Annotated in this window: 22 protein-coding genes and 1 pseudogene; 14 read left to right on the forward strand and 9 right to left on the reverse strand. The window is 73.6% G+C overall.

Going from position 1 to position 26,815, the window contains the following annotated elements; all coding sequences use genetic code 11:
* Positions 1-70 precede the first annotated feature (70 nt).
* The 4 genes and pseudogenes from ACFU9E_RS30160 to hrcA all read right to left on the reverse strand — a co-directional run.
* A pseudogene (locus tag ACFU9E_RS30160) lies at positions 71-3,301 on the reverse strand (S41 family peptidase); the annotation flags it as partial.
* Between the two features lie 86 nt (positions 3,302-3,387).
* Positions 3,388-4,137 (reverse strand): 16S rRNA (uracil(1498)-N(3))-methyltransferase, encoded by a 750-nt coding sequence (locus ACFU9E_RS30165; RefSeq protein WP_380683685.1) that lies wholly within the window; start codon positions 4,135-4,137, stop codon positions 3,388-3,390.
* An 81-nt stretch (positions 4,138-4,218) separates the two neighbouring features.
* Positions 4,219-5,364, reverse strand: coding sequence for a molecular chaperone DnaJ (dnaJ, locus tag ACFU9E_RS30170; protein ID WP_350546220.1), 1,146 nt, complete (start codon positions 5,362-5,364; stop codon positions 4,219-4,221).
* 76 nt (positions 5,365-5,440) lie between these two features.
* Entirely contained in the window at positions 5,441-6,475 is a 1,035-nt protein-coding gene (gene hrcA / locus ACFU9E_RS30175; RefSeq protein ID WP_380683684.1) for a heat-inducible transcriptional repressor HrcA, read from the reverse strand.
* A gap of 276 nt (positions 6,476-6,751) precedes the next feature.
* On the opposite strand from hrcA, the gene htpX reads away from it, so the two are divergent.
* The 6 genes from htpX to ACFU9E_RS30205 all read left to right on the forward strand — a co-directional run bounded on the left by htpX (position 6,752) and on the right by ACFU9E_RS30205 (position 10,750).
* Entirely contained in the window at positions 6,752-7,672 is a 921-nt protein-coding gene (htpX, locus tag ACFU9E_RS30180) for a zinc metalloprotease HtpX (RefSeq protein WP_380683683.1), read from the forward strand.
* A 30-nt stretch (positions 7,673-7,702) separates the two neighbouring features.
* Positions 7,703-8,290: a hypothetical protein gene (locus ACFU9E_RS30185; protein WP_380683682.1), complete on the forward strand. Its 588-nt coding sequence runs from the start codon at positions 7,703-7,705 to the stop codon at positions 8,288-8,290.
* A gap of 144 nt (positions 8,291-8,434) precedes the next feature.
* Positions 8,435-9,214: a DUF2785 domain-containing protein gene (locus tag ACFU9E_RS30190; protein ID WP_380683681.1), complete on the forward strand. Its 780-nt coding sequence runs from the start codon at positions 8,435-8,437 to the stop codon at positions 9,212-9,214.
* Positions 9,215-9,234: 20 nt separating this feature from the next.
* Positions 9,235-10,062 carry a DUF3097 domain-containing protein gene (locus ACFU9E_RS30195; RefSeq protein ID WP_380683680.1) on the forward strand — a complete coding sequence of 276 codons (828 nt, stop codon included), beginning with the start codon at positions 9,235-9,237 and terminating at the stop codon, positions 10,060-10,062.
* A 53-nt stretch (positions 10,063-10,115) separates the two neighbouring features.
* Positions 10,116-10,352, forward strand: a complete 237-nt coding sequence (locus ACFU9E_RS30200) for a type II toxin-antitoxin system VapB family antitoxin (RefSeq protein ID WP_380683679.1) — start codon at positions 10,116-10,118, stop codon at positions 10,350-10,352.
* Positions 10,349-10,750 (forward strand): PIN domain nuclease, encoded by a 402-nt coding sequence (locus ACFU9E_RS30205; protein WP_380683678.1) that lies wholly within the window; start codon positions 10,349-10,351, stop codon positions 10,748-10,750. Before ACFU9E_RS30200 ends, ACFU9E_RS30205 begins: the two co-directional genes overlap by 4 nt.
* Here ACFU9E_RS30205 and hemW read toward each other — a convergent pair.
* Both hemW and ACFU9E_RS30215 read right to left on the reverse strand, forming a co-directional pair.
* Positions 10,747-11,976 carry a radical SAM family heme chaperone HemW gene (gene hemW / locus ACFU9E_RS30210; RefSeq protein WP_380683677.1) on the reverse strand — a complete coding sequence of 410 codons (1,230 nt, stop codon included), beginning with the start codon at positions 11,974-11,976 and terminating at the stop codon, positions 10,747-10,749. The genes ACFU9E_RS30205 and hemW overlap by 4 nt on opposite strands.
* A 91-nt stretch (positions 11,977-12,067) precedes the next feature.
* The gene (locus tag ACFU9E_RS30215; RefSeq protein WP_380683676.1) at positions 12,068-13,990 is read right to left on the reverse strand and encodes an AMP-dependent synthetase/ligase; all 1,923 of its coding nucleotides are present in this window, start codon (positions 13,988-13,990) and stop codon (positions 12,068-12,070) included.
* A 321-nt stretch (positions 13,991-14,311) separates the two neighbouring features.
* On the opposite strand from ACFU9E_RS30215, the gene ACFU9E_RS30220 reads away from it, so the two are divergent.
* From ACFU9E_RS30220 to ACFU9E_RS30235, 4 genes are all read left to right on the forward strand, one after another.
* Positions 14,312-16,045 (forward strand): ABC transporter ATP-binding protein, encoded by a 1,734-nt coding sequence (locus ACFU9E_RS30220; protein ID WP_380683675.1) that lies wholly within the window; start codon positions 14,312-14,314, stop codon positions 16,043-16,045.
* 191 nt (positions 16,046-16,236) lie between these two features.
* A complete protein-coding gene (locus ACFU9E_RS30225) occupies positions 16,237-18,135 on the forward strand; it encodes an ABC transporter ATP-binding protein (RefSeq protein ID WP_380715503.1) in 1,899 nt (632 codons plus the stop codon).
* A 112-nt stretch (positions 18,136-18,247) separates the two neighbouring features.
* Positions 18,248-19,207: an RNA polymerase sigma factor SigJ gene (gene sigJ, locus ACFU9E_RS30230; protein WP_380690032.1), complete on the forward strand. Its 960-nt coding sequence runs from the start codon at positions 18,248-18,250 to the stop codon at positions 19,205-19,207.
* Positions 19,208-19,336: 129 nt separating this feature from the next.
* The gene (locus ACFU9E_RS30235) at positions 19,337-20,458 is read left to right on the forward strand and encodes an NAD(P)/FAD-dependent oxidoreductase (protein ID WP_380690030.1); all 1,122 of its coding nucleotides are present in this window, start codon (positions 19,337-19,339) and stop codon (positions 20,456-20,458) included.
* Positions 20,459-20,537: 79 nt separating this feature from the next.
* Here the strand turns inward: ACFU9E_RS30235 and lepA are convergent, their stop codons facing one another.
* Positions 20,538-22,409: a translation elongation factor 4 gene (gene lepA / locus ACFU9E_RS30240; RefSeq protein WP_380687902.1), complete on the reverse strand. Its 1,872-nt coding sequence runs from the start codon at positions 22,407-22,409 to the stop codon at positions 20,538-20,540.
* A 237-nt stretch (positions 22,410-22,646) separates the two neighbouring features.
* Between lepA and ACFU9E_RS30245 the strand changes: the two genes are divergently transcribed.
* Positions 22,647-22,952: an antibiotic biosynthesis monooxygenase family protein gene (locus tag ACFU9E_RS30245; RefSeq protein WP_380687900.1), complete on the forward strand. Its 306-nt coding sequence runs from the start codon at positions 22,647-22,649 to the stop codon at positions 22,950-22,952.
* A gap of 169 nt (positions 22,953-23,121) precedes the next feature.
* Positions 23,122-23,391: a 30S ribosomal protein S20 gene (gene rpsT / locus ACFU9E_RS30250; RefSeq protein WP_350566336.1), complete on the forward strand. Its 270-nt coding sequence runs from the start codon at positions 23,122-23,124 to the stop codon at positions 23,389-23,391.
* A gap of 280 nt (positions 23,392-23,671) precedes the next feature.
* Here rpsT and ACFU9E_RS30255 read toward each other — a convergent pair whose 3' ends face one another.
* Positions 23,672-24,190: a hypothetical protein gene (locus ACFU9E_RS30255; RefSeq protein WP_380687899.1), complete on the reverse strand. Its 519-nt coding sequence runs from the start codon at positions 24,188-24,190 to the stop codon at positions 23,672-23,674.
* A 305-nt stretch (positions 24,191-24,495) separates the two neighbouring features.
* On the opposite strand from ACFU9E_RS30255, the gene ACFU9E_RS30260 reads away from it, so the two are divergent.
* Positions 24,496-25,170, forward strand: a complete 675-nt coding sequence (locus ACFU9E_RS30260; RefSeq protein ID WP_380687897.1) for a hypothetical protein — start codon at positions 24,496-24,498, stop codon at positions 25,168-25,170.
* Between the two features lie 48 nt (positions 25,171-25,218).
* Here the strand turns inward: ACFU9E_RS30260 and holA are convergent, their stop codons facing one another.
* Positions 25,219-26,220, reverse strand: a complete 1,002-nt coding sequence (holA, locus tag ACFU9E_RS30265; RefSeq protein WP_380687895.1) for a DNA polymerase III subunit delta — start codon at positions 26,218-26,220, stop codon at positions 25,219-25,221.
* A 102-nt stretch (positions 26,221-26,322) separates the two neighbouring features.
* On the opposite strand from holA, the gene ACFU9E_RS30270 reads away from it, so the two are divergent.
* A complete protein-coding gene (locus ACFU9E_RS30270; RefSeq protein WP_380687904.1) occupies positions 26,323-26,592 on the forward strand; it encodes a hypothetical protein in 270 nt (89 codons plus the stop codon).
* Positions 26,593-26,815: the final 223 nt, after the last annotated feature.

Genomic DNA, 26,815 nt, shown 5'->3' on the forward strand with positions numbered 1-26,815 from the left:
CGGGTTCTCCTCGCTGGTGCTGCTCGGTCGGTCCGTACGGCGGCATGCTAGCCGAGCCCGGGCGGTGCGCGGGCAACGGCGGCGGGGTCTTCGCCGGCCGCTCGGCGAGCGCCGCCAGGGCCAGCCGCACGCCCTCGGCGAGCTGCGGGTCCTCCCCCGCGGCCCACGCGTGCGGCGGGAACGGCACCTCGACGTCCGGGTCCACGCCGTGGTTCTCCAGGCCCCAGCCGACCCGCTCCGACCAGAACGCGTACTTCGGCTGGGTCACCAGGGTGCCGTCCACCAGCGAGTAGCGGCTGTCGATGCCGATCACCCCGCCCCAGGTGCGGGTGCCGACCACCGGGCCGATGCCGAGCGCCTGGATGGCGGCGTTGACGATGTCGCCGTCCGAACCGGAGTACTCGTCGGCCAGCGCGACGACCGGCCCGCGCGGCGCGTCCTCGGGGTACGGCGACGGATTGGCGACGTCCCGGGCGACGCCCCAGCCGATGACCCGCCGGGACAGCTTCTCGATCACCAGCTGCGAGGTGTGACCGCCCCGGTTGCCCCGGATGTCGACGATCACGCCCTCCCGGGCCATCTCCGAGCGCAGGTCGCGGTGGATCTGGGCCCAGCCGGTGGTCTGCATGTCCGGGATGTGCAGGTAGCCGAGCCGGCCCTCGGACAGCTCGCGCACGGTGGCCCGCCGGCCGGCCACCCAGTCGTGGTAGCGCAGCGCCTCGTCGTCGGCCAGCGGGACGACCACCGGGTGGCGCCGGTCGGTGCCGTCCTTGCCGGCCACGGTCAGCTCCACCGGCTGCCCGGCGGTGCCCGCCAGCAGCGGCGCCGGGCCGGTCACCGGGTCCACCGGGCGGCCGTTGACCGCCAGCACGGCGTCCCCCGGGCGGATCGCCGCGCCCGGGGCGGCCAGCGGAGAGTGCGCCCGCGGGTCCGAGGACTCGCCGGGCAGGATCCGGGCGATCCGCCACACCTCGCCGTCGCGGACCAGGTCGGCGCCGAGCAGACCCTGCCGGCGGGCCGCCTCGGTGTGCCGGCCGGGCGGCACCACGTACGCGTGCGAGGTGCCCAGCTCGCCGTGCACCTCCCAGAGCAGGTCCACCAGGTCGTCGTGCGAACCGAGCCGTTCCACCAGCGGGCGGTAGCGGTCCAGCACCCCCGCCCAGTCGACCCCGGAGAGGTCCGGGCGCCAGAAGTTGTCCCGCATCAGGCGGCCGTTCTCGTCGTACATCTGCCGCCACTCGGCCGCCGGGTCGACGGTCACCCGCAGCCGGTCCAGGTCGACGTCGATCTCCTCGTCCTCCCCGGACGCCTTGTGGCCGGCCGGCAGGATCCGCAGCTCGCCCTCGTCCAGCACCGCCAGCCGGGTGCCGTCGCCGCTCACCGCGAACGCGTCCAGCCCGTCCACCAGCTGCTCGGCCCGGCGCTTGCGGAAGTCGAAGCGCTCCAGGGTGGGCCGCGGGCGCTCGTCGTCCAGCGAGGCGGCCTCGTCGCCCAGCTCGCCGACCAGCGGGACGCGGGTCCACAGCACCCCGTCCTTGGCGGCCCGCAGGGTGCCGAACCGGCCGCCCTCGACCGGGAACGGCACGATCCGGTCGGCGATGCCGTCCAGGTCGACCCGGGTCACCGGCGGCGCGTCGGCCCCGCCCTCCTCGCCGTCCGCCCGCTTGCCCCTGGGCTCGTCGTCCTCGCCGCCGACGGTCCGCCCGGCCCGGCTCGGCCCGAACGGGGACGGCGTGTCGGCGGCCAGCGTGATCAGGTACGGACGGCAGCCGTTGGGGAACGACAGGTCGAAGACGTGCGAGTCGTACACCGGGTCGAAGTTGCGCACCGACAGGAAGGCCAGGTGCCGGCCGTCCGCGGTGAAGGCCGGCGAGTAGTCGACGAACCGCTGCGGGGTCGCCTCGGAGACCGTCCGGGTGGCCAGGTTGGCCAGCACGATCTGACGCAGCGACCACGGCCCGAGGGTCGGCTGCGACCAGGCCAGCCAGGCCGAGTCCGGGCTGAACGCCAGCCCGCCGACCTCGCCGTCGGTGCTGTGCGCCAGCTCGTGCACGGAGCCGTCGGCCAGCGAGACCAGCAGCACCCGGCCGTCGTGCGCGCCGACCGCCAGCTGCTTGCCGTCCGGCGAGACCACCAGCGCGCGGACCCGCCCCAGCTCCCCGGCGGCCAGCCGGCGGCGCTCGGCGCCGAGCACCTCGGGCGCGTACTCGATCGCGTCCTCGCCCCCGGCGTCGGTCACCCAGACCACGCCCTGCCCGGCGTCCTCGCCCGCCGCGCCCGGCACCACCCGGGCCAGCCGCCCGCGCACGCCCGGCGTCTCGTCCAGCACCCGGGCCGGACCCTCCCGGTGGGCCAGCCAGTGCACGGTGCCGCGCACCACCACCGCGCCCGCCCGGCCGGTGCGGTCCGGGGCGGCGCCCTCCAGCCAGTACGCGGCGGACACCGGGCGGGGGCGGCGGCCGGCGCGCGGTCCGGCCGGCCGGACGTCGAGGCGGCGCGGCTCGGCACCCGCCAGGTCGTCCAGCAGCCACAGCTCGCCGGCGGCGTGCCAGACCACCCGGGCGCCGTCGGTGGCGGCGTCGCGGGCGTAGAAGCCCTCCGGGGAGCCGCCGTGGCGGCGCAGGTCGGAGCCGTCCGGGAGGCTGGAGTACGGCGCGCCGACGCCCTCGTGGTCGGAGAGGAACGCGATGCGCTCCCCGACCCACAGCGGCGACTCGATGTTGCCGTCCAGCTCCTCGTGGACCCGCTCGAAGCGCTCGGTGCCGATCCACAGCTTGCCGGCCCGCCCGCCCCGGTACCGCTTCCACCAGGCCGGCTCCACGCCGAACGCCGAGACCAGCAGCGTCCGGTCACCACCCGGCTCGAAGGCCAGCCCGCCGACCGGGCCGTACGGCAGCCGCACCGGCTCGCCGCCGTCCAGCGGCACGGCGTGCGCCCAGGTGCGGCGCAGCGAGGCCTGCCCGGCGGCGGTGGTGGCGATCGGCCGGCCGTCCGCCGTCCAGCCGCGCAGCTGGGTCTGCGGGTCGCCCCAGTGGGTGAGCCGGCGGGACGGGCCGCCGTCCACGGGCGCGAGGTGCACCTCGGGGGCGCCGTCCCGGGTCGAGGTGAAGGCGACGTACCGGCCGTCCGGGGAGAACCGGGGGCGGCGGACCGGGACGTGATCGGCCGTCAGCCGCCAGGCCCGGCCGCCGTCCAGCGGGGCGAGCCACACGTCGTTCTCGGCCACGAAGGTGATCAGGTCGCCGTGCAGGTGCGGATGGCGCAGATAGGCGCCCACGGGAGTGCTCTCGGGTTCGCTCACACCCGTCACCCTAGGCACCCGGCCGCGTCGCCCGCCCGGACTTTACCGACCGCGAACCCCCACGGGGGACGCTCCCCCGGGACCGGCTAGGACCAGCGGCCGGTGCGGCCCAGCAGCAGCGCGCCGGCCGCCACCCCCGCGGTGGAGGTGCGCAGCACCGAGGGGCCGAGCCGGTACGGCCTCGCGCCGTGCTCGGCGAAGGCCGCCAGCTCCTCCGGGGAGACCCCGCCCTCCGGGCCGACCACCAGCACCAGGTCCCCGCCGTCCGGCAGCGCGGCCCCGGCCAGCGGCTCGGCGCCCTCCTCGTGCAGCACGGCCGCGAAGGCGGCGCCGGCCAGCACCGGGGCCAGCTGCCGGGTGGTCATCAGCTCGCGGACCTCGGGGAAGCGCAGCCGGCGCGACTGCTTGCCGGCCTCCCGCGCGGTGGCCCGCCACTTGGCGAGCGCCTTGGCGCCGCGCTCGCCCTTCCACTGGGTGATGCAGCGCGAGGCCGCCCAGGGGATCACCACGTCCACGCCGACCTCGGTCATGGTCTCCACGGCCAGCTCGCCCCGGTCGCCCTTGGGCAGCGCCTGGACGACCACGATCCGCGGCGCCGGCTCCGGCTCGCGGCGCACGGCCGTCACCGTCACGTCGACCGCGTCCTTGCCGTGCACCGCCGCGACGGTGCCGTCCACGCCCAGGCCCAGGCCGTCCGCCAGGGTGACCGCCTCGCCCGGCTCCAGCCGCTTCACGGCGGCCGCGTGCCGGCCCTCCGGCCCGTCCAGCCGCACCGGCGCGCCGGGCGCGGCGGCGGCGATCCGCTCGGTGTCGACGACGAACACGGGCGCGGTCATGCGGGGAACCTCCGGGGTGGGAACGGGAACGGGGACGCCAAAGGGGTGCCGAGGAAGCCTCGGCACCCCCGCGCGGGACGGCTACCGGCCGTTGAAGGCGTCCTTCAGCCGGGAGAACAGCCCCTGCTGCCCGGGCGCGAACTGGCCGGACGGCCGCTCCTCGCCGCGCAGCACCGCCAGACGGCGCAGCAGGTCCTCCTGCTCGGCGTCGAGCTTGGTGGGCGTCTGCACCTCGACGTGCACTATCAGGTCGCCCCGGCCGCCGCCGCGCAGGTGGGTGATGCCCCGGCCGTGCAGCGGGATGGACTGGCCGGACTGGGTGCCGGGCCGGATGTCGACCTCCTCCACCCCGTCCAGCGTCTGCAGCGGCACCTGGGTGCCGAGCGCGGCCGCCGTCATCGGGATGGTGACGGTGCAGTGCAGGTCGTCGCCGCGCCGCTGGAACACCGCGTGGGTGGTCTCGGCGATCTCGACGTACAGGTCGCCGGCCGGGCCGCCGCCGGGGCCGACCTCGCCCTCGCCGGCCAGCTGGATCCGGGTGCCGTTGTCGACACCGGCGGGGATCTTGACGGTCAGGGTGCGGCGGGCGCGGACCCGGCCGTCGCCGGCGCACTCCGGGCACGGGGTCGGCACGACGGTGCCGAAGCCCTGGCACTGCGGGCAGGGCCGGGAGGTCATGACCTGGCCCAGGAAGGACCGGGTGACCTGGGAGACCTCGCCCTTGCCGCGGCACATGTCACAGGTCTGCGCGGAGGTGCCGGGGGCCGCGCCCTCGCCGCTGCAGGTGGTACAGGTGACGGCGGTGTCGACCTGGAGTTCCTTGGTGGTGCCGAAGGCGGCCTCCTCCAGGGTGATCTCCAGGCGGATCATGGCGTCCTGGCCGCGCCGGGTGCGCGAGCGCGGGCCGCGCTGGCCGGAGGCGGCGCCGAAGAAGGCGTCCATGATGTCGGAGAAGCCGAAGCCGGCCGCCCCCGCGCCGAAGCCGCCCGCCCCGCCGCCGCCGCCGTTGGGCGAGAGCGGGTCGCCGCCGAGGTCGTAGACCTGGCGCTTCTGCGGGTCGGAGAGCACCTCGTAGGCGGCGTTGATCTCCTTGAACCGCTCCTGCGTCTTCGGGTCCGGGTTGACGTCCGGGTGCAGTTCGCGCGCCAGGCGCCGGAACGCCTTCTTGATCTCGTCCTGCCCCGCATCCCGTCGGACGCCGAGTACCGCGTAGTAGTCCGTGGCCACCAAATGCTCCGCTTGTTCCGCCTGTAAGAGTGCTTGCGACTGCGGGACGCGTCATGTGGATGACGCGCGCCCGTTCCTACGACTCGGCCAGGATCTGGCCCACGTACCGTGCCACCGCTCGCACCGCCCCCATTGTGCCCGGATAGTCCATCCGAGTCGGACCGATCACACCCAGTTTGGCCACGCTTTCGTCGCCCGAACCGTAACCGACCGAGACGACCGACGTGGAATTCAGCCCCTCGTAGGCGATCTCGCGGCCGATCCGGACCGTCATCCCGGCGTCCGCGGTCTCACCCAGGAGGCGGAGCAGGACGACCTGCTCCTCCAGCGCCTCCAGCACCGGCTGGATAGTGAGCGGGAAGTCATGGCCGAAACGGGTCAGGTTGGCCGTGCCGGCCAGCATGATCCGCTCCTCGCTCTGCTCGGCGAGCGTCTCGAAGAGCGTGGCCAGCACGGTCGTCACGGTCGGCCGGTCGGCCGCCTCGAACAGCGCCGGCAGCCCTTCCAGCAGCCCGGGGACGTCCGGGAGGCGCTGGCCGGCGGCCCCCGCGTTGACCCGGGCCCGCAGATCCGCCAGCAGCGTCTCGCCGACCGTGCCCGGGCAGTCCACCAGCCGCTGCTCGACCCGGCCGGTGTTGGTGATCAGCACCAGCATCACCTTGGCCGGGGCCAGCGCGACCAGCTCGATGTGCCGCACCGTGGAGCGGCTCAGCGAGGGGTACTGCACCACCGCGACCTGGCGGGTCAGCTGGGCCAGCAGCCGCACCGTGCGGGCGACCACGTCGTCGAGGTCCACCGCGCCGTCCAGGAAGTGCCGGATCGCCCGCCGCTCGGGCGCGCTCATCGGCTTGACCTCGGCCAGCTTGTCGACGAACAGCCGGTAGCCCTTGTCGGTGGGGATCCGCCCGGCGCTGGTGTGCGGCTGGTGGATGTACCCCTCCTCCTCCAGCGCCGCCATGTCGTTGCGGACGGTGGCCGGGGAGACCCCGAGGTTGTGCCGGTCCACCAGGGCCTTGGAGCCGACCGGCTCCTCCGTCCCCACGTAGTCCTGGACGATCGCGCGAAGCACCGCGAGCTTGCGGTCGTCGAGCTGGCGGACCTCACCGGCCATGGGGCACGCACCTCCGTCTTCACGCGTTGTCCGTTGTGACACGCCGTTGTGGCATGTGTCCGCATTTCGAGCTGTCCGGTCCGGCCCCGCGGGGCCCCGGCCTTGGCACTCTGAACACCCGAGTGCCAGATCCGTACCTGCCAGTGTAAGGCCCGGGTCCGACGGCAGGAACGGCCCGGCCGGAGTGATCCTGCCCGCAGTCCGCGGCGCGCGGATGATGCCGCGGGCCCGCCCGGGTGGCAGCATCGAAAGCGGACGGCGAACGGAGGAACAGCGATGTCGACCTCGGGCCAGCACACCCGTTTCGCCCCCGACCGCGGCCTGACCGGCCGGATGGTGGGGACGATGTTCCTGATCGGACTGCTGTACGTCGGCTTCACCGGGCTGCTCATCGCCCTGCTGCGCGGTGCCTGGCCGATCATCGTCCTGATCTCCGGCGGCCTGTTCGTCGCCCAGTTCTGGTTCAGCGACAAGATCACCGAACGGGCCATGGGCGCCCATCCGGTCACCCCGGAGCAGTACCCGCAGCTGCACGGCGCCGTCGACCGGCTCTGCGCGCTCGCCGACATGCCCAAACCGCGGGTCGCCGTCGCCCGCAACGACATGCCGAACGCCTTCGCCACCGGCCGCAACCCGCAGAACGCGGTGGTCTGCGTCACCACCGGCCTGCTGCGCCGGCTGGAGCCGGAGGAACTGGAGGGCGTGCTCGCCCACGAGCTGTCGCACGTCGCCCACCGGGACGTCGCCGTGATGACGGTGGCCGGCTTCCTCGGCGTCCTGGCCGGCGCGATGACCAGGATCGCCATGTACGGCGGCTTCATGGGCGGCGGGCGCAACAGCAACGACCCCAACGCCGCGATCGTCGCGCTGGTCGTCCCGCTGGTGTCGATCGCCGTCTACGCGATCAGCTTCCTGCTGACCCGGATGCTCTCCCGCTACCGGGAGCTGGCCGCCGACCGGGCCGCCGCCCAGCTCACCGGGCGGCCCAGCGCGCTGGCCTCGGCGCTCACCAAGGTGACCGGCCAGATCGCCGCCATCCCGACCAAGGACCTGCGCCAGGCGCAGGCCTACAACGCCTTCTACTTCGCCCCCGCGCTGAGCGCCCGCGAGGCCGCCACCCAGCTGTTCTCCACCCACCCGACGCTGGAGCAGCGGCTGGCCCAGCTCGCGAAGATCTCCGCACAGCTCGGCCGCTGACCCGTTGACCCTCCCCCCGGAAGGACCGCCGTGGGAATCCTGGACGCGCTGTTCGGCCGCACCAAGCCCGTCAAACCCGACCTCGACCAGCTGTTCGGGGTGCCGTCCGCCGCGCTGACCCTGGAGGCCGCGGCGGGCTTCCGGCCCACCGGGCTCGGCTCGGTCTGCTTCGCCTCGGTCGAGGGCGGGGCCTTCGACGAGGTCGAACGCCAGGTCCGGGCGCTGCTGGACGCCGACACCGAGCGCGGCGGCGTCCCCGTCGAGGCGTCCAAGGACGACTACGGCTACTCCTGGCTGCTCGCCCGGCACACCGCCGAGGAGCTGCCCGACCTGGTCAACGACCTGCACGCGGTCAACAGCGAGCTGGAGGCGAACGGCTTCGGGCCGCAGCTGCTCTGCTCGCTGGTCGGTTTCCGCGACGCCGCGGGGCGCCGGCCGCTGGCCCTGGTCTACCTGTACAAGCGCGGTACCTTCTACCCCTTCGCGCCGCTGCCCGGCCGCGGGGAGAAGCGGGACAGCCCGCTGGAGCTGGAGGTCAACGCGATGCTCGGCAACGACCTGCGGCTGGAGAAGGACCTCACCCGCTGGTTCCCGGTCTGGGGCGCGCCGGGACTGTGAGCGCGGGGGCGCGGACGCCGGGGCGCGGGGCGCGGACGCCGGGGCGCGGGGCGCGGACGTCGACGCGCGGGCCCGGCGCGCGGGCCCGGCGCGCGGGCCGGAAATCCGGTGGCCACCGCTCCCCCGCTCGCCTAGGGTCCGACCATGATCGACTGGAGTGCGCTCGAAACCGCCGCCCCGACCCCCGACACCCTCGCCGCCGTGAGCGCCGCCCTGCGCTCCGCCGACCCGCACGTGCGCGACACCCTCGCCTACGAGCAGCTGTGCCGCTGGGCACCCCTGCTCACCCCGGAGCAGCGCCTGGCCCTCGGCGACGAGATGGCCGAGCGGCTGTCCGACCCCGAGATCCAGGCCCGCACCTTCGCCCCGCTGGTGCTCGCCGAGCTCGCCGACCTCGGCGCCCACCGCCCGGCCTGGCAGGACGCCTTCGCCCACTGGTACGTCGCCGAGACCGATCTGCGCGGCTGGGACCCGGAGCTCGGCTGGCTGCACGCCGTCGCGCACGGCGCCGACTACCTGGCCGCCCTGGGCCGCGGCCGGCTGCTCGCCGACCCGACGCCGCTGCTGGAGCTGGCAGCCGCCCGGCTGCTCGCCCCCACCGACCACGTGCTGGACGCCATGGAGGACGACCGGCTCGGCCTCGCCCTCGCCCAGATCCTCGCCCGCCCCGACCTGACCGAGCGCCAGGCCCTCGGCTGGCTCGACCCGATCGCCGCCCAGCCGCCGCGCCGCCCCTCCGCGACCTCCGGCGGCGTGCCCGCGGTCGTCTCCAACACCCTGCGCACCCTGCGGATGCTGCACGTGCTCGCCGACCGGGGTGTGCGCATGGAGCGCGGCGCCGATCCGGTGCCGCTGCCGCACTCGGCCGCGCTGCGCGAGCGGATCGCCGGGATCCTGGTGGTGAACTCGCCGTTCACCGGCTGACGCCTCGTAGACTCCGTGGAATGCGCAGCCGCCAGTACGGACCCGACCTGACCCCGCCGTGGAAGAAGCAGGCCCCCGCGCCGGAGGTGCCCGCCGAGCGGGACCTGGTGGTGGAGGAGGCGGCGAGCGGGTTCTGCGGGGCGGTGGTGCGCTGCGAGAAGACCGCCGAGGGGTTCACCGTCACCCTGGAGGACCGGTTCGGCAAGCACCGGGTCTTCCCGATGGTCCCGCGTGGCTTCCTGCTGGAGGGCCGGACGGTCACCCTGGTCAGGCCCTCGGCCCCGGCCCCCTCCCACGCCCCCGGCCGCACCGCCTCCGGCTCCGTCGCCGTCCCCGGCGCCCGCGCCCGGGTGGCCCGCGAGTCGCGGATCTACGTCGAGGGCCGGCACGACGCCGAGCTGGTGGAGCGGGTCTGGGGCGACGACCTGCGGATCGAGGGCGTGGTCGTCGAGTACCTGGAGGGCGTCGACGACCTGCCCGCGATCGTCGCCGACTTCGCCCCCGGCCCGGGCCGGCGCCTGGGCGTCCTGGTCGACCACCTGCTCCCCGGCACCAAGGAGCACCGCATCGCCGCCCGGGTCACCGGCCCGCACGTGCTGGTCGTCGGCCACCCCTACATCGACGTCTGGCAGGCCGTGAAGCCCTCCTCCGTCGGCATCCCCGCCTGGCCCGCCGTCCCCCGCGGCGAGGACTTCAAACTCGGCACCTGCCGCCGCCTGCGCTGGCCCGAGGACACCCCCGCCGCCTGGAAGCGCATCCTCGCGAAGGTGAACTCCTACAAGGACCTGGAGCCCGAGCTGCTGGGCCGCGTCGAGGAGCTGATCGACTTCGTCACCCTCCCCGAGTGACACTCGGCCGTATATCCTTTTCGGCAATCGGATATACGCCGTAGGAGGTCGCCATGTCCCGCACCGTGATCGACCTGGACGACGAGGCGCTGGCCGACGCCGCCCGCTACCTCGGCACCACCACCAAGAAGGACACCGTCAACGCCGCCCTGCGGGAGATAGCGGACCGCCGGCGCCGGGCCGCGGCACTGGCCCGGATGCGCGGGATGGTCGCCGAAGGCGAGATCGACTTCTCGGTCATCGGCTACCCCGACGGCGCCTCGGGCACGTCCGGAAGGCCGGCCACATGACCGAGGAGTTCCTGATCGACACCAGTGCGCTGGTCCGGCTGATGCGCGGCCAGACCGGCGCGGCCTGGGAGGAGGCCGTGACGGCGGGGCTGGTGCTGCTCTGCGAGCCGGTCCGCCAGGAGTTCCTGCGCGCGGTAGGCGGCCGGGCCGCCTACTTCGAGGCGACCGGCCTGCTCCGGGAACTCTTCCCGTCCCAGCACCTGCGCGACAGCGCCTGGGAGGACGCCGCCGAGTTGCAGGAGCGCCTCGCCCAGTCCGGCGCCCACCAGTGCGCGAGTCCGGTGGACCTGCTGGTCGCCGTCACCGCCGCCCAGCACAAGCTGACGGTCCTGCACCAGGACGCCGACTTCGAGACCATGGCCCGGCTGACCGGGCAGCCCGTCCGGCGGATCGACTAGTCCACCAGGTCACGCACCACCGCGTCGGCCAGCAGGCGGCCGGGGAGGGTGAGGGCGGCGCGGCCCTGCTCGTAGGGGGCGGGGGCGAGCAGGCCGTCGGCGAGGGCGCGGGCGGCGGCCGCACGGCCGGTGGCGGTGAGCAGGTCCAGGGGGATGCCCTCGGCCAGGCGCAGTTCGAGCAGGATCCGCTCGACGCGGCGGTCCTCGGCGGTGAGGCGCTCGCGGCCCTGGGCGGGGGTGCGCTGCTCGGCGAGGGCCCGGGCGTAGGCGGCCGGGTGCTTGGCGTTCCACCAGCGGACGCCGCCGACGTGGCTGTGCGCGCCGGGGCCGGCGCCCCACCAGTCGCCGCCGGTCCAGTACAGCTCGTTGTGGCGGCAGCGGCCCTCGGGGGTGGTGGACCAGTTGGAGACCTCGTACCAGGAGTAGCCGGCGGCGCTCAGCGCCTCCTCGGCGATCAGGTAGCGGTCGGCGTGCACGTCGTCGTCGATCATCGGCAGTTCGCCGCGGCCGACCCGGGCGGCCAGTCGGGTGCCCTCCTCGACGATCAGCGAGTAGGCGGAGACGTGGTCGGGCCCGGCGCCGATCGCGGCGTCCAGGGAGGCCCGCCAGTCGTCGTCGGACTCGCCGGGGGTGCCGTAGATGAGGTCGAGGTTGACGTGCTCGAAGCCGGCCGCGCGGGCCTCGGCGACGCAGGCCTCGGGACGGCCGGGGGTGTGGTGGCGGTCGAGCAGCCTGAGCACGTGCGGGCGCGCGGACTGCATGCCGAAGGAGATCCGGTTGTAGCCGCCCTCGCGCAGTTCCGCCAGGTACGCCGGGTCCACCGACTCCGGGTTGGCCTCGGTGGTGACCTCGGCACCGTCGGCGAGCCCGAACTCGTCGCGGATCGCGGCGAGCATCCGCACCAGGTCGCGGGCCGGCAGCAGGGTCGGGGTGCCGCCGCCCAGGAAGACGGTGCGCACCGGCGGGGCGTCCGCGCCGAGGACCCGCCGGGCGAGCCGGACCTCGGCGACCACGTTGTCCGCGTACGTCTCCTGGGAGGCGACGGTGCCCGAGGAGCGCAGCTCGGTGGCGGTGTAGGTGTTGAAGTCGCAGTAGCCGCAGCGGCTCGCGCAGTAGGGCACGTGCAGGTAGAAGCCGAACGGCCGCGAGCCCAGCCCGTCGAGGGCGTGCGCGGGCAGGGAACCGTCGGACGGCACCGGTTCGCCGTCGGGGAGTGCGGAGGGCATGACCCCATTGTCCCGTACGGCCGGGGTGATCCCCACGGGCCGTACGGGACGGGCGGGACGGACGGGAGCGAGGGCGGGCCCGGCGGGCGGCTCAGGCCTCGTTGGCGCCCGTGTACATCGCGGTGACCGCCTCGGCGTAGGTCCGCTCCACCACCGGGCGCTTGATCTTCAGGCTCGGGGTGAGCTCGCCGTGCTCGACGTCCAGGTCGCGCGGCAGCAGGTGGAACCTCTTGATCGTCTGCCAGCGCTGGAGCTGCCCGTTGAGCCGCCGCACGAAGCCCTCGATCAGCTCGTGGGTCCGCGGGTCGGCGACCACCTCGGCGTAGGACGCGCCCGCCAGGCCGTGCTCGGCGGCCCACGGCATGATCACCGCCTCGTCCAGGCCGATCAGCGCGGTGCAGAAGTTGCGGCCGTTGCCGATCACCAGGACATTGCTGACGAACGGGCAGACCGCCTTGAACTTGCCCTCCACCTCGCTCGGCGCCACGTACTTGCCGCCGGAGGTCTTGAACAGGTCCTTCTTGCGGTCGGTGATCCGCAGGAAGCCGTCCGGGGACAGCTCGCCGATGTCCTCGGTGTGGAACCAGCCGTCCGCCTCCAGCACCTCGGCGGTCTTCTCCGGCAGGTTGTGGTAGCCGCGCATGACGCCGGGGCCGCGCAGCAGGATCTCGCCGTCCTCGGCGATCCGCACCTCGGTGCCCGGCAGCGGACGGCCCACCGTGCCCACCCGGATGTCCTCGGCCCGGTTGACGCTGGAGCCGGCGCTGGTCTCGGACAGGCCGTAGCCCTCCAGGATCGGCACCCCGGCGCCGACGAAGAAGTAGCCGATCTCCGGGGCCAGCGCGGCGCTGCCGGACACCGCCCCGCGCAGCCGCCCGCCGAACGCGGCCCGGATCTTGGCGTACACCAGCCTGTCGGCGAGGGCGTGCTTCATCCGCAGCGCCGCCGGGGCGGTGCCCACGCCGGTCGCCACCCGGCTGTCCTGGACCGCGCGGGCGTACTCGCGGGCGGTGCGCGCCGCCCACAGGAAGATCTTGTACTTGGCGCCGCCCTGCGCCCGGGCCTTGCCCGCGATGCCGTTGTAGACCTTCTCGAAGATCCGCGGCGCCGAGGCCATGATGGTCGGCCGGATCACCGGCAGGTTGTGGATGATCCGGTCCACCCGGCCGTCCACCGCCATCACGTGCCCGGTCGCGATCTGCCCCGAGATCAGCGTCTTGCCGAACACGTGCGACAGCGGCAGCCACATGAACTGCACGTCGTCGGCGGCCAGCAGTCCGCTCGCCTCCTGCGCCCGGCCCTCGTAGGCCCAGCAGTCGTGCACCAGGCGCACGCCCTTGGGGCGGCCGGTGGTGCCGGAGGTGTAGATGAGGGTGGCCAGCTGCTCCTTGTCGAGGGCGGTGACCGCCTTCTCGACGGCGTCCGGGTGCCCGGCCAGGTGCTCGGCGCCGAGCCGCTCCAGCTCGGCGAGGGTGATCACGCGCAGCCGGCCGGCCGGCGGGGGCCCGTCCGGCGCGTCGAACAGGATCACCGTCTCCAGCCCGGGCAGCCGGTCCAGTTCGGCGACCACCTTGTCCAGCTGCGCGGTGTTCTCGGCGAACAGGGCCCGGGAGCCGGAGTCGGAGAGGATGAACGCGGTCTCGTCGGCGTTGGTGCTCGGGTAGACGGCCGTGGTGGCCGCGCCCGCGCACATGTTGCCGAGGTCGGCGAGGATCCACTCCAGGCGGGTGGAGGAGGCCAGCGCCACCCGGTCCTCGGCCTCGATGCCCAGCGACAGCAGCCCGGCCGCCACCGCGTGCACCCGGGCCGCGGTCTGCGCCCAGGTCAGCGACCGCCACTGCTCGGCGCCGGGGGTGCTGTCCGCCGCGTGCTCGTCCACCGGGACGGGGTAGCGGTAGGCCTCGCCGCCGGGGGTCAGCGCGACCCGTTCCCGGAACAGGTGGGCGACGGAGGCGGGACGCCCGGCGACGATGTCGGGACGGCCGGAGTCGATCAGGGACTGCGCGGAACTCAACGAGGACCTCCGGGGGAGGGTGGCCGTCTGGAAGAGGTGGCGTCCGTAGGGGCGGCCGCCGGCCCCCTGGCAACCGGGACTGGTACCGATGAGTAACAAGAGGGCTGCCAGCAGCCTAGGGGGAAACCGGTCATTCCGTAAGGGGGCGGACCGACCTGGCACCTTGTCGGACCGCCGGTGCCCGGCACAACCGCGCCCCGCGGAACGTTCGGCAAAGGGCTGGACAAAGATCCGGCTCGCTTGCCCGGAATCTCATGTACCGGCCTCCCGAGCAACGAGAATTGGGATGCCAAAGCCGCCGCCGACGACAAGAGTGAGCCAGTGCTGATCAGACTGCTCAGGGCGTACCTGCGCCCCTACACCCGACCGATCATCCTGCTGGTGCTCCTCCAGCTGGTCTCCACCCTCGGGCTGCTCTACCTGCCCACACTCAACGCCGACATCATCGACAGCGGAGTGATCAAGGGGGACACCGGCTACATCCTGCGCGTGGGCGCCGTGATGATCGGCGTCACCCTCCTCCAGACCCTCTGCTCGATCAGCGCCGTCTACTACGGCGCGCGCACCGCCATGGCGGTGGGCCGCGACATCCGGGCCGCCGTCTTCGACCGCGTCCAGAGCTTCTCCGCCCGCGAGATCGGCCAGTTCGGCGCCCCCTCCCTCATCACCCGCACCACCAACGACGTCCAGCAGGTCCAGATGCTGGTGCTGATGTCGTTCACCCTGATGGTCGCCGCACCGATCATGTGCGTCGGCGGCATCATCATGGCCCTCAACCAGGACGTGCCGCTCTCCGGACTGCTGCTGGCCGTCGTCCCCGCCCTCGGGGCCGTCGTCGCCCTCCTCGTCCGCCAGCTGCGCCCGCGCTTCCGCAGCATGCAGGAGCGGATCGACACCGTGAACCGGGTGCTGCGCGAGCAGATCACCGGCATCCGGGTCATCCGCGCCTTCGTCAAGGACGACCACGAGCAGAACCGGTTCGCCGGCGCCAACGAGAGCCTCACCGGCGTCTCGCTGCAGGTCGGCAAACTGATGGCCTACCTGTTCCCGAGCGTCATGCTCGTCGTCAACGTCTCCAGCGTCGCCGTGCTGTGGTTCGGCGCCCACCGGATCAACAGCGGCGACATGGAGATCGGCGCCCTGACCGCCTTCCTCTCCTACCTGCTGCAGATCCTCATGAGCGTCATGATGGCCACCTTCATGTTCATGATGGTGCCGCGCGCCGAGGTCTGCGCCGAACGCATCCAGGAGGTGTTCGACACCTCCTCCAGCGTGGTGCCGCCCGCGGCCGGCGTCACCGAGGTGCTGCGCCGCGGCCACCTCGAACTGCGCGACGTCGACTTCCGCTACCCCGGCGCCGAGGCGTCCGTGCTGCGCGGCATCGGCATCACCGCCCGCCCCGGCGAGACCACCGCCGTCATCGGCTCCACCGGCAGCGGCAAGTCCACCCTGCTCGGACTCGTCCCCCGGCTGTTCGACGCCACCTCCGGCCAGGTCCTGCTCGGCGGCGTCGACGTCCGCGAACTCGAACCCGGGACGCTGTCCGACAGCGTCGGCCTCGTCCCGCAGAAGCCCTACCTGTTCACCGGCACCGTCGCCAGCAATCTGCGCTACGGCCGGCCCGACGCCACCGACGAGGAACTCTGGCACGCCCTGGAGATCGCCCAGGCCAAGGAGTTCGTCGAACGGCTCCCCGAAGGCCTGGACGCGCCCATCTCCCAGGGCGGCGGCAACGTCTCCGGCGGCCAGCGCCAGCGCCTGGCCATCGCCCGCACCCTGGTGCGCCGGCCCGACGTCTACCTCTTCGACGACTCCTTCTCCGCGCTCGACTACGCCACCGACGCCAAGCTGCGCAAGGCGCTCGCCCGCGAGACCTCCGACGCCACCGTGGTGATCGTCGCCCAGCGCGTCTCCACCATCCGCGACGCCGACCGGATCATCGTCCTGGACGAGGGCGCCGTCGTCGGCAGCGGCACCCACGGCGAGCTCATGGCCGGCAATCCGACGTACCGGGAGATCGTGCTCTCCCAGCTCACCGAGCAGGAGGCGGCGTGACCAGCCCCGACAAGTCCGCGCCCGGCTTCGACAAGGCGCCGCCCGGCGGACGTCCCGGCGGGCCGGGCGGGCCGGGAGGTCCCGGTGGACCCGGTGGTCCGGGCGGCCCCGGTGCGGGCGGCCGGCCGGCCCAGGCCGGCGACTCCCAGGCCGCCGCCGCCCGCCGCGGCCCGGCCGGCCCCGGCCGCTTCATGGGCGGCCAGGGCGCCGAGAAGTCCATGGACTTCAAGGGCTCCGGCAAGCGGCTGCTCAAACTCCTCCGCCCCGAACGCGCCCTCATCGCCGGCGTGCTCGGCCTCGGCGTCCTCAGCATCGGCGCCGCCATCGTCGGCCCCAAGATCCTCGGCAACGCCACCGACCTGATCTTCGCCGGAGTCATCAGCGGCCGCTTCCCCGCCGACGCCTCCAAGCAGCAGATCATCGACGGCCTGCGCGCCCGCGGCGACGGCGACCTCGCCAACCTGCTCTCCTCCGTCGACTTCACCCCCGGCCAGGGCATGGACTTCGGCGCCATCGGCACCGTCCTGCTCTGGGTCCTCGCCATCTACGTCGCCTCCGCCGTCTTCGGCGTCGTCCAGGGCCGCCTCGCCGCCCGCGCCATCCAGCGCACCGGCTACCGGCTGCGCCAGGACACCGAGGCCAAGCTCGCCCGGCTGCCGCTCAGCTACTTCGACAAGCAGCCCCGCGGCGAGGTCCTCAGCCGGGTCACCAACGACATCGACAACATCAGCCAGACCATGCAGCAGACCATGGGCCAGGTGGTCAACTCGCTGCTCACCGTGGTCGGCGTGCTCGCCATGATGTTCTGGATCTCCTGGCTGCTCGCCCTCATCGCGCTGATCGCCGTCCCGCTGTCCGTCGTCGTCGCCACCCGCGTCGGCAAGCGCGCCCAGCCCCAGTTCGTCCAGCAGTGGAAGTCCACCGGGCAGCTCAACGCGCACATCGAGGAGATGTACACCGGCCACACCCTGGTCAAGGTCTTCGGCCGGCAGAAGGAGTCCGCCGAAACCTTCCGCGAGCACAACGAGGCCCTCTACGCCTCCAGCTTCAAGGCCCAGTTCATCTCCGGCGTCATCCAGCCCGCGATGATGCTCATCGGCAACCTCCAGTACGTGCTGATCGCCGTCGTCGGCGGCCTGCGGGTGGCCAGCGGCGCGCTGTCCATCGGCGACGTCCAGGCGTTCATCCAGTACTCCCGCCAGTTCAGCCAGCCGCTCACCCAGGTCGCCAGCATGGCCAACCTGGTGCAGTCCGGCGTCGCCTCCGCCGAACGCGTCTTCGAACTCCTCGACGCCCCCGAGCAGACCCCCGAACCGGCCATGCCCGAACGCCCCGACGCCCTGCGCGGCCGGGTCGTCTTCCAGGACGTCGCCTTCCGCTACGACCCCGACAAGCCGCTCATCGACGACCTCTCGCTCAAGGTCGAACCCGGCCAGACCGTCGCCATCGTCGGCCCCACCGGCGCCGGCAAGACCACCATGGTCAACCTGCTGATGCGCTTCTACGAGGTCAGCGGCGGCCGGATCACCCTCGACGGCGTCGACATCGCCGCCATGTCCCGCGAGGAACTGCGCTCCGGCATCGGCATGGTCCTCCAGGACACCTGGCTGTTCGGCGGCACCATCGCCGACAACATCGCCTACGGCGCCGACGGGGCCACCCGCGAGCAGGTCGTCGAAGCCGCCAGGGCCGCCCACGTCGACCGCTTCGTGCGCACCCTGCCCGACGGCTACGACACCGTCATCGACGACGAGGGCACCGGCGTCAGCACCGGCGAGAAGCAGCTCATCACCATCGCCCGGGCCTTCCTCGCCCAGCCCTCGATCCTGGTCCTCGACGAGGCCACCAGCTCCGTCGACACCCGCACCGAGGTGCTCATCCAGCGGGCCATGGCCCGGCTGCGCACCGGGCGCACCAGCTTCGTCATCGCCCACCGGCTCTCCACCATCCGGGACGCCGACGTGATCCTGGTGATGGAGAACGGCTCCATCGTCGAACAGGGCGGCCACGACGAGCTGATCGCCACCGACGGGGCCTACGCCCGGCTCTACAAGGCGCAGTTCGCCGAGGCGGTCGCCGAGGTCGAGTAGCGCCGCGGCCACCGGGGAGCCCGGGGCGGACGGTCCCACCGCCGCCCCGGGCTCCCGCGCGTCCGGGCCCGCCGCCCTCGGCCGCCACGGCGGCGGGCGCTACGGTGGGGCCGTGAGTGACGAACCGTCGACAACCGCCGCCGCCCGGCCGGGGGCCACCGGCACACCCGCCGCCGCCACCGGCCCGGACGTCTTCGAGGCCCACCGGCGCTACCTCGGCTCCGTCGCCTACCGGATGCTCGGCTCCTTCACCGACGCCGAGGACGTCCTCCAGGAGGCCTGGCTGCGCTGGCGCGCCGCCGACCGCACCGCCGTCGCCGACCCCCGTGCCTACCTCACCACCGTCGTCACCCGCCTCTGCTACGACCAGCTCGGCTCCGCCCGGGCCCGCCGCGAGTCCTACTTCGGCGAATGGCTGCCCGAACCGTCCCTCTCCTACCAGGACACCCCGGCCTCCCCCGCCGACCTCGCCGAACGCGGCGAGTCCGTCTCGCTCGCGCTGCTCGCCGTCCTCGAACAGCTCACCCCCGCCGAACGCGCCGCCTTCGTCCTGCACGACGTCTTCGCGGTCGGCTTCGACGAGATCGCCGCCTCCCTCGACCGCAGCCCCGACGCCACCCGCCAGCTCGCCTCCCGCGCCCGCCGCCGGATCAAGGCCGGCGGACGCCGGGCCGACGCCGACCCCGCCGAGCACCGGCAGGCCGTCGAGGCGTTCGCCGCCGCCAGCGCCCGCGGCGACATCGCGGGCCTGCTCGCCGTCCTCGACCCCGACATCGTCTGGCACTCCGACGGCGGCGGCGTCGTCACCGCCGGCGCCCGCCCGGTGCTCGGCTCCGCCAAGGTCTCCCGGCTGGTCCTCGGCCTCGTCAACAAGTGGGTCACGGCCGAGGCCGTGGTGGAGTTCGCGCTGGTCAACGGCGAGCCCGGCCTGGTCTGGTACGCCCGGCCGGGCGTCATCGGCGGCGTGCTGGCCTTCGCCGTCGCCGACGGCCGGATCACCGAGGCCTACGCCGTCGTCAACCCCGAGAAGCTCGCCCACCTCAACGCCCCCGCCACCCCTCCGGGAGTGTGACGCGGGTCACCGTCACAGTCCCGCGGGCGCCGTCGTCCCCCTTCCGAACACGCGGAGAAGCGTTCCCCGGCCACCCCGGGGACGCCGCGACAGGACGCCGACGACGGCGCCACGAAGGAGCGGGACGACATGAACGAGAAGCAGATCGTCATACTGGGGGCCGGCTACGCGGGCCTCGCCGCCGCGGCCCGGGCCGGAAAGCGCGGCCGGGTGACCCTGATCGCCCCCGAGAGCCGCATCCTGCACCGCATCCGCCAGCACGAGACCACCGCCGGCCTCCCCGTGACCCGGCCCGCCGTCGCCGAGGTGCTGCGCGGGCGGGGCGTGCGGCACGTCCGGGCCCGCGCCACCGAACTCGACCTCGGCGGGCGCAAGGTGCTCCTGGACAACGACGACACCGTCGCCTACGACACCCTGGTCTACGCCCTCGGCAGCCGCACCTCCTGGCACGGCGTGCCCGGCGCCGAGGAGCACGCCTACCCCGTCGAACGGGCCGCCGAGGTCGCCGAGCGGCTGCGCGCCGCCGAGCGCCCAGGCACCGTCGAGCGTCTGGGCACGGCCGAGCGCGCCGGCAGTGCCGAGCGCCCGGGCACCGTCGCGGTCGTCGGCGGCGGCGCCACCGGCATCGAGCTGGCCGCCGAACTCGCCGAGGCCCACCCCCGCTGGACCGTGCGGATCGTCACCGGCGACCGGGTCGGCGGCTGGTTCTCGGCCAAGGGCCACGACCACGTCCACCGGGTGCTGCGCGGGCTCGGCGTCGGGATCCACGAGCAGAGCGCCGTCACCGCCGTCGACGCCGAGGGCCTCACCACCACCGCCGGCCGGATCCCCGCCGACCTGGTCGTCTGGGCCGCCTCGATGGAACCGCACCCGCTCGCCGCCCGGGCCGGCCTCGCCGTCACCCCCGCCGGACAGGCCGTCGTCGACGACCACCTGCGGTCGGTCTCGCACCCCGAGGTGTACGTGATCGGCGACGCCGCCGAGGTCACCGTCCCCGGCACCGGGACCCTGCGGATGGGCTGCGCCACCGCCCTGCCGCAGGGCCAGTACCTCGGCAAGGTGCTCACCGGGCGCACCGACAAGCCGTTCGCCTTCCGGTACACGGCGCAGTGCCTGAGCCTGGGGCGGCGCGAGGGGCTGTTCCAGTTCATCCACGGCGACGACTCGATGCGGCCCACCGTGCTCACCGGGCTCGCCGGGCGGCTGGCCAAGGCGGCGATCCTCAAGAGCGTGGTGCTGTCGCTGCGCTGAGCGGCCCGTCGCCGGGGAGGAACGCACGAGGGGCCCGGGACGCGGTGTGCGTCCCGGGCCCCTCGCGGTGGCGCCGTGGTTACTTCTTCTCGCCCTTGGGGGCTTCGGCGTCGGTGGACAGCGCGGCGATGAAGGCCTCCTGCGGGACCTCCACGCGGCCGACCATCTTCATCCGCTTCTTGCCTTCCTTCTGCTTCTCCAGCAGCTTCCGCTTGCGGGAGATGTCGCCGCCGTAGCACTTGGCGAGCACGTCCTTGCGGATCGCGCGGACCGTCTCGCGGGCGATCACGCGCGAGCCGATCGCGGCCTGGATCGGCACCTCGAACTGCTGGCGGGGGATCAGCTTCTGCAGCTTGCCGGCCATCATCACGCCGTAGCTGTAGGCCTTGTCCTTGTGCACGATCGCGGAGAACGCGTCCACCGCGTCGCCGTGCAGCAGGATGTCGACCTTCACCAGGCTCGCGGTCTGCTCGCCGATGGGCTCGTAGTCGAGCGAGGCGTAGCCGCGGGTCTTGGACTTCAGCTGGTCGAAGAAGTCGAAGACGATCTCGGCGAGCGGCAGGGTGTAGCGCAGTTCCACCCGGTCCTCGGACAGGTAGTCCATGCCCTGGAGGTTGCCGCGGCGGGACTGGCAGAGCTCCATGATCGCGCCGACGAACTCGTTCGGCGCCAGGATGGTGCCGCGCACGACCGGCTCGTAGACCTCGGCGATCTTGCCGGTCGGGAACTCGCTCGGGTTGGTGACGGTGTGCTCGGTGCCGTCCTCCATGATCACCCGGTAGACCACGTTCGGGGCGGTGGAGATGAGGTCGAGGTTGAACTCGCGCTCCAGGCGCTCCCGGATGATCTCCAGGTGCAGCAGGCCGAGGAAGCCGCAGCGGTAGCCGAAGCCGAGCGCCACCGACGTCTCCGGCTCGTACACCAGGGCCGCGTCGTTCAGGCGCAGCTTGTCCAGCGCGTCGCGCAGCAGCGGGTAGTCCGAGCCGTCCAGCGGGTAGAGGCCGGAGAACACCATCGGGCGCGGGTCCTTGTAGCCGCCCAGGGCCTCGGTGGCACCCTTGTGCTGCGAGGTGATGGTGTCACCGACCTTGGACTGCCGGACGTCCTTCACACCGGTGATGATGTAGCCCACCTCGCCGACGCCCAGGCCGTCGGCGACCTTCGGCTCCGGCGAGATGACGCCGATCTCCAGCAGCTCGTGGGTCGCGCCGGTGGACATCATGGCGATGCGCTCGCGCTTGGTCAGCTGGCCGTCGACGACCCTGACGTAGGTGACCACGCCGCGGTAGGCGTCGTACACCGAGTCGAAGATCATCGCGCGGGCCGGGGCGTCCGCGACGCCGACCGGGGCCGGGACGGTGTTGACGATGTGGTCCAGCAGGTCCTCGACGCCCAGACCGGTCTTGGCGCTGACCTTCAGGACGTCGCCCGGGTCGCAGCCGATGATGTGCGCGATCTCCTCGGCGTACTTCTCCGGCTGGGCGGCCGGCAGGTCGATCTTGTTCAGCACCGGGACGATCGTGAGGTCGTTCTCCAGCGCCAGGTACAGGTTGGCGAGGGTCTGCGCCTCGATGCCCTGGGCCGCGTCGACCACCAGGATGGTGCCCTCGCAGGCCGCGAGGGAGCGGGACACCTCGTACGTGAAGTCCACGTGGCCCGGGGTGTCGATCATGTTGAGGATGTGCGTGGAACCGGCGGCGGGGCCGGTCTTCGGCGCCCAGGGGAGTCGGACGGCCTGCGACTTGATGGTGATGCCGCGCTCGCGCTCGATGTCCATGCGGTCGAGGTACTGGGCGCGCATCTGCCGCGGGTCGACCACACCGGTGATCTGCAGCATCCGGTCGGCGAGCGTCGACTTGCCGTGGTCGATGTGGGCGATGATGCAGAAGTTGCGGATCAGCGCCGGGTCGGTACGGCTGGGCTCTGGCACATTGCTGGGGGTCGCGGGCACCTTGGTCCGATTCTCCGTTGGTCCGGGGGCCGGGGGTGTCCGGATCATCGCTGACCGGCTTCCCGGGCGACCGGACGGTCGTCCGATCGAGATAGTTCCTCCCATCTTCCCACTTCCCCCGCGCGGGTCGCGCGCCGCCGTCCGGTTCGGGCCTCCCGGCACCCGTCGGAAGGGCCCGCGGGTGCCTTGCGCCCGGGCGGCGGCACAGTGGGGCGGGACGGGGCAGGATGGCCGACCATGATCCTGGAAAGCGCCCTGCTCGACGTCCTGCCCGGCCGGGAGGAGGAGTTCCTCGCCGCCTTCGCCGAGGCCCGCCCGCTGATCGCCGGCCGGCCCGGCTTCCGCTCCCTGGAGCTGCGCCGCTGCCTGGACGAGGGACGCGGCTCCCGGTTCCTGCTCCACGTCGAGTGGGAGACGCTCGCCGACCACACCGAGGGCTTCCGCCGCTCCCCCGAGTACCGGCGGTGGCGCGAACTGCTGCACCACTTCTACCGGCCGTTCCCCGAGGTCGAGCACTACGGCGAGCCGGTCCTGCGGGCCTGAGCGGGGTCCGCCCGGTTTTGGCCGGGCCCGGCGCCCCTGGTAGCGTGGGGCGCTGCACCTGGCCTCGGCATGCCCTCTCAGCAGGTCCGACGGCCGCGCGGTGCAGCCCTCCCCCAGCCTCCGGCCGGGAGGGACATCCAGAACCGATGACACAGACTGAGGCTCCTTCGTGGCGAACATCAAGTCCCAGATCAAGCGCAACAAGACCAACGAGAAGGCGCGCCTGCGCAACAAGGCCGTCAAGTCCTCGCTGAAGACCGCGCTGCGCAAGGCCCGTGAGGCCGCTGCCGCCGGCGAGACCGAGAAGGCCACCGAGCTGGCCCGCGCCGCCTCCAAGGCGCTGGACAAGGCCGTGAGCAAGGGCGTCATCCACGCCAACCAGGCCGCCAACAAGAAGTCGGCCATCACCAAGCGCGTCAACGCGGCCGCCCAGGCCTGACGCCCCCGGGGCCGCCTCGACGGTCCCACCCTCCTCGGGACGGCCCGGCCCTCTACCCGGACACCCGAGGTGCGCAGCACACTTCGCACCGCACGCGGCCTGCGTTCGCCACGCGGGTGCGGTGCACAGAGATCAACCGGAAGCGTCGGCCCCGCCGCCCCTTCCCCGTACTGCCCGGCCGGTTCCCCACCGGCCGGGCAGTTCGCGTTCGCGGGCGCGCTCGCCGGCGGGCGTGCGGGCGGGCGTGCCTGCGGGCGGGCGTGCCCGCTGGTGGGAGTACTCAGCCGATCTTCGTCCAGCTCTGGCAGCCCTGCGTCTTGAAGACGACGTCGGACTTCTTGATCGTGACGACGCCCTGGCCGGTCAGGTTCTCGTTGGCGATGATCGAGTCGAGGTCGCCGTCGGCGGAACGGGCCCGCTCCCAGTAGCACATGCGGGCCACGCCGCCGGCCGGGCCGGCCGTGCGGTAGGTGCCGGGCCGGATGTCGGTACCGACCAGGAAGGTGCCGCTGCCGTCGATCGTGTCGGCGGGCGCGGCGGGCGCGGTCTCGGCGGGCGGCGCGGCCGCGGGCGGTGGCGCGGTCACCGTCGCCGTCGTCGTGACGGTCACGGTGACGGCCGGGGCCGGTGGCGCGGACGGTGCCGGGGCGGTGACCGTCGCGGTGACGGTCTGCGTGACCGTGGGCTGCGGAACCGGACCGGTGGCCGCCGCCGTCACCGCCGCCGAGCCGTTGGAACAGGCCGTCAGGGCGGCCAGCAGTCCGGCCGCCGTGACGATCGTGATGGTGCGCGTGCGCAAGGTCCCCCCTGGGACGTATGGCCGATGAGGGCCCCGACCCTACCGGCCGGGAGGAGCGCCACGATGGCTGTCCCGCCCTCCGGGACGAGCGGTAGGGTCCCGGGTGTCCGGCACCCACGCCGAGGGCCCGAGGGGGGCACACATTGGGGACACCTCCGCCACCACCGCCACCGCCGCCGTCACCGCGGAGCGGCCCCAGCTTCGTCGGCTACCCGCAGCAGCCGCAGCCGTCGGTGCCCGCGCCGACCGGCCAGCCCGGCTTCGGGCCGCCGCCCGGTCTGCCCAGCGCGCCGGGTGTGCCGGGTGTGCCTGCCGCCCCGGGCGGCAGGCGGAGCGGGGGCCTGCGGCGCAACGCGGTGTGGGCGTTCGTCGGCGCGGTCCTCGCCTCCGCGGTCTGGACCGGCACGGTCGTCGCGGTACCCGGCATCGTCCACGGCGAGTCCGGTGCGAAGAGCGTCCGCGGCTACCACGCCGTCGACAAGATCTGCGAGGCGGGCAAGCTCACAGCGTTCCGCGGCAAGTACAAGATGGTGGACAACTACCCGCTGGAGCACGCCGGCCGCAGCGGGTCCATGGACGTCATGCGCTGCTACGCGCTGATGAAGCGCACGCCCGGCGACAGCGAAACCACCGACTACGCCACCCTCGACATCCGTGCCGAGCTGCACAAGGCGGTCGACTCCGTGCCCGAGTTCGCCGCCCTGCGGCACTACTTCGAGCAGCAGAAGTACGAGATCACCGACGTGCCCGGCCTCGGCGAGGAGGCCTACCTCGCGTACGGCGACGAGCCGACCAGCTCGGACAAGACCTTCCACGACATCAACTACTACCTGCAGGTCCGCGACGGCGCGATGACGTACTCGCTGTACTGGACGGACAACTACCAGGTCGGCAAGAACCACACGCTGGACCGCGAGACCGTGCGCAAGGCCATGACCGACGACACCCGGGACATGCTCAAGGCGATCGGTGGGCCGTAGCGGCGGGCCCGCTCCGTCCGCGGGTCTGGCCACGGGCCGCCCACGGGCTCAGTACGACGGCGGCCGGGAACCGGCTCGGGAGGCCCTGGCCACGGCGACCACGGCCCGCTCCAGCGCGAAGGCCGGGTCGTCGGAACCGCCCTTGACGGCGGCGTCCGCCTGCGCGATCGCGGTCAGCGCCGTGGCCACGCCGTCGCCCGTCCAGCCGCGCATCTGCTGACGGACCCGCTCGACCTTCCACGGCGGCATGCCCAGCTCGCGCGCCAGGTCCGCCGGGCGCATGTTGCGCCCGGTGCTCGCCAGCCGGCCGATGCTGCGCACGCCGGAGGCCAGCGCGTAGGTGATGCCGGTCGGCGGCTGGCCGACGGCGAGCGCCCAGCGCAGCCGCTCCAGCGCCTCGGCGGCCCGGCCGGTGACCGCCAGGTCCGCCACCTCGAAGCCGGTGGCCTCGGCCCGGCCGCTGTAGTAGCGGGCCACCACGGTCTCGTCGATGGCGCCCTCGACGTCGGAGGTCAGCTGGCTGGCGGCGGCCGCCAGCTCGCGCAGGTCGCTGCCGAGCGCGTCCAGCAGGGCCTGGCAGGCCTCCGGGGTCGCCGAGCGGCCGAGGGTGCGGAACTCGCCGCGGACGAAGGCCAGCCGCTCGCCCGCCTTGGCGAGCTTGGCGCAGGCCACCTCGCGCCCGCCGGCCTTCCGGGCCGCGTCCAGCAGGCCCTTGCCCTTGGCGCCGCCCGCGTGCACCAGGACCATGATCACTTCGTCGGCGGGGGCCTCGATGTACGCCTTGACCTCCTTGACGGAGTCGGCGGAGAGGTCCTGGGCGGCCCTGACCACGATGACCTTGCGCTCGGCGAAGAGCGACGGGGTGGTCAGCTCGGCCAGGCTGCCCGGCTGCAGGCCGCCCGGGGGGAGGTCCCGCACATCGGTGTCCGGGTCGGCCGCCTTCGCCGCGGCCACCACCTGGGCGACCGCGCGGTCCAGCAGCAGCTCCTCCTGGCCGACCGCGAGGGTCAGCGGGGCGAGCAGGTCGTCGGGTGCACTCTTCCTGGCCATCGTCTACCAGCATCCCACGGGGGACGGACAGCTCCGGCCCTGGAGAATGGGCGGGTGACCGAAGACCCCACCGCCGACCCCACCGCCGACGCCGCGACCGATCTGCCGGACGGCTTCGACCCGCACGCCCGGCAGCTGCTCGTCCTGCCCGACCGCGACGCCGCCGAGGAGGCCGCCGAGGCGCTCGGCACGGACCACCCCGACCTCGGCGAGCTCGAAATCGTCCGCGACGCCCTCGCGGGGGAGGACGACGCCGAGGACGCCCAGTGGCTGGTGGTCGTGGAACCTCCGGAGGACGGCTGGAACCCCCACCGCCTCCGCGCCCTCGACGCCGTCGCCGCCTCCTACGAAGGCTGGCGCGAGGAGGGCTGACCCGGTGTGGCCTTTCCTGGAGCAGGAAGTCGGCTCGGCCGACTTCCTGCTCCAGGGGGTGGGAGCCCGGGCGGCCTGCTTCCACTCGGCGCTGCGGTCGCCTCGTTGCCGGGTTGGTCCGCGGCGGTGGGGGGGGGGGGGCGGGCCACGACACCACCCCCCCGCGGGGGGGGGGCCCCCCCCCGCGCGCACCCCCAGGCACAGCAACCACACCCCGGGGTGT

Origin of the sequence: Kitasatospora sp. NPDC057595, from assembly GCF_042800875.1 — a bacterium.
Classification (GTDB): Bacteria; Actinomycetota; Actinomycetes; order Streptomycetales; family Streptomycetaceae; genus Kitasatospora.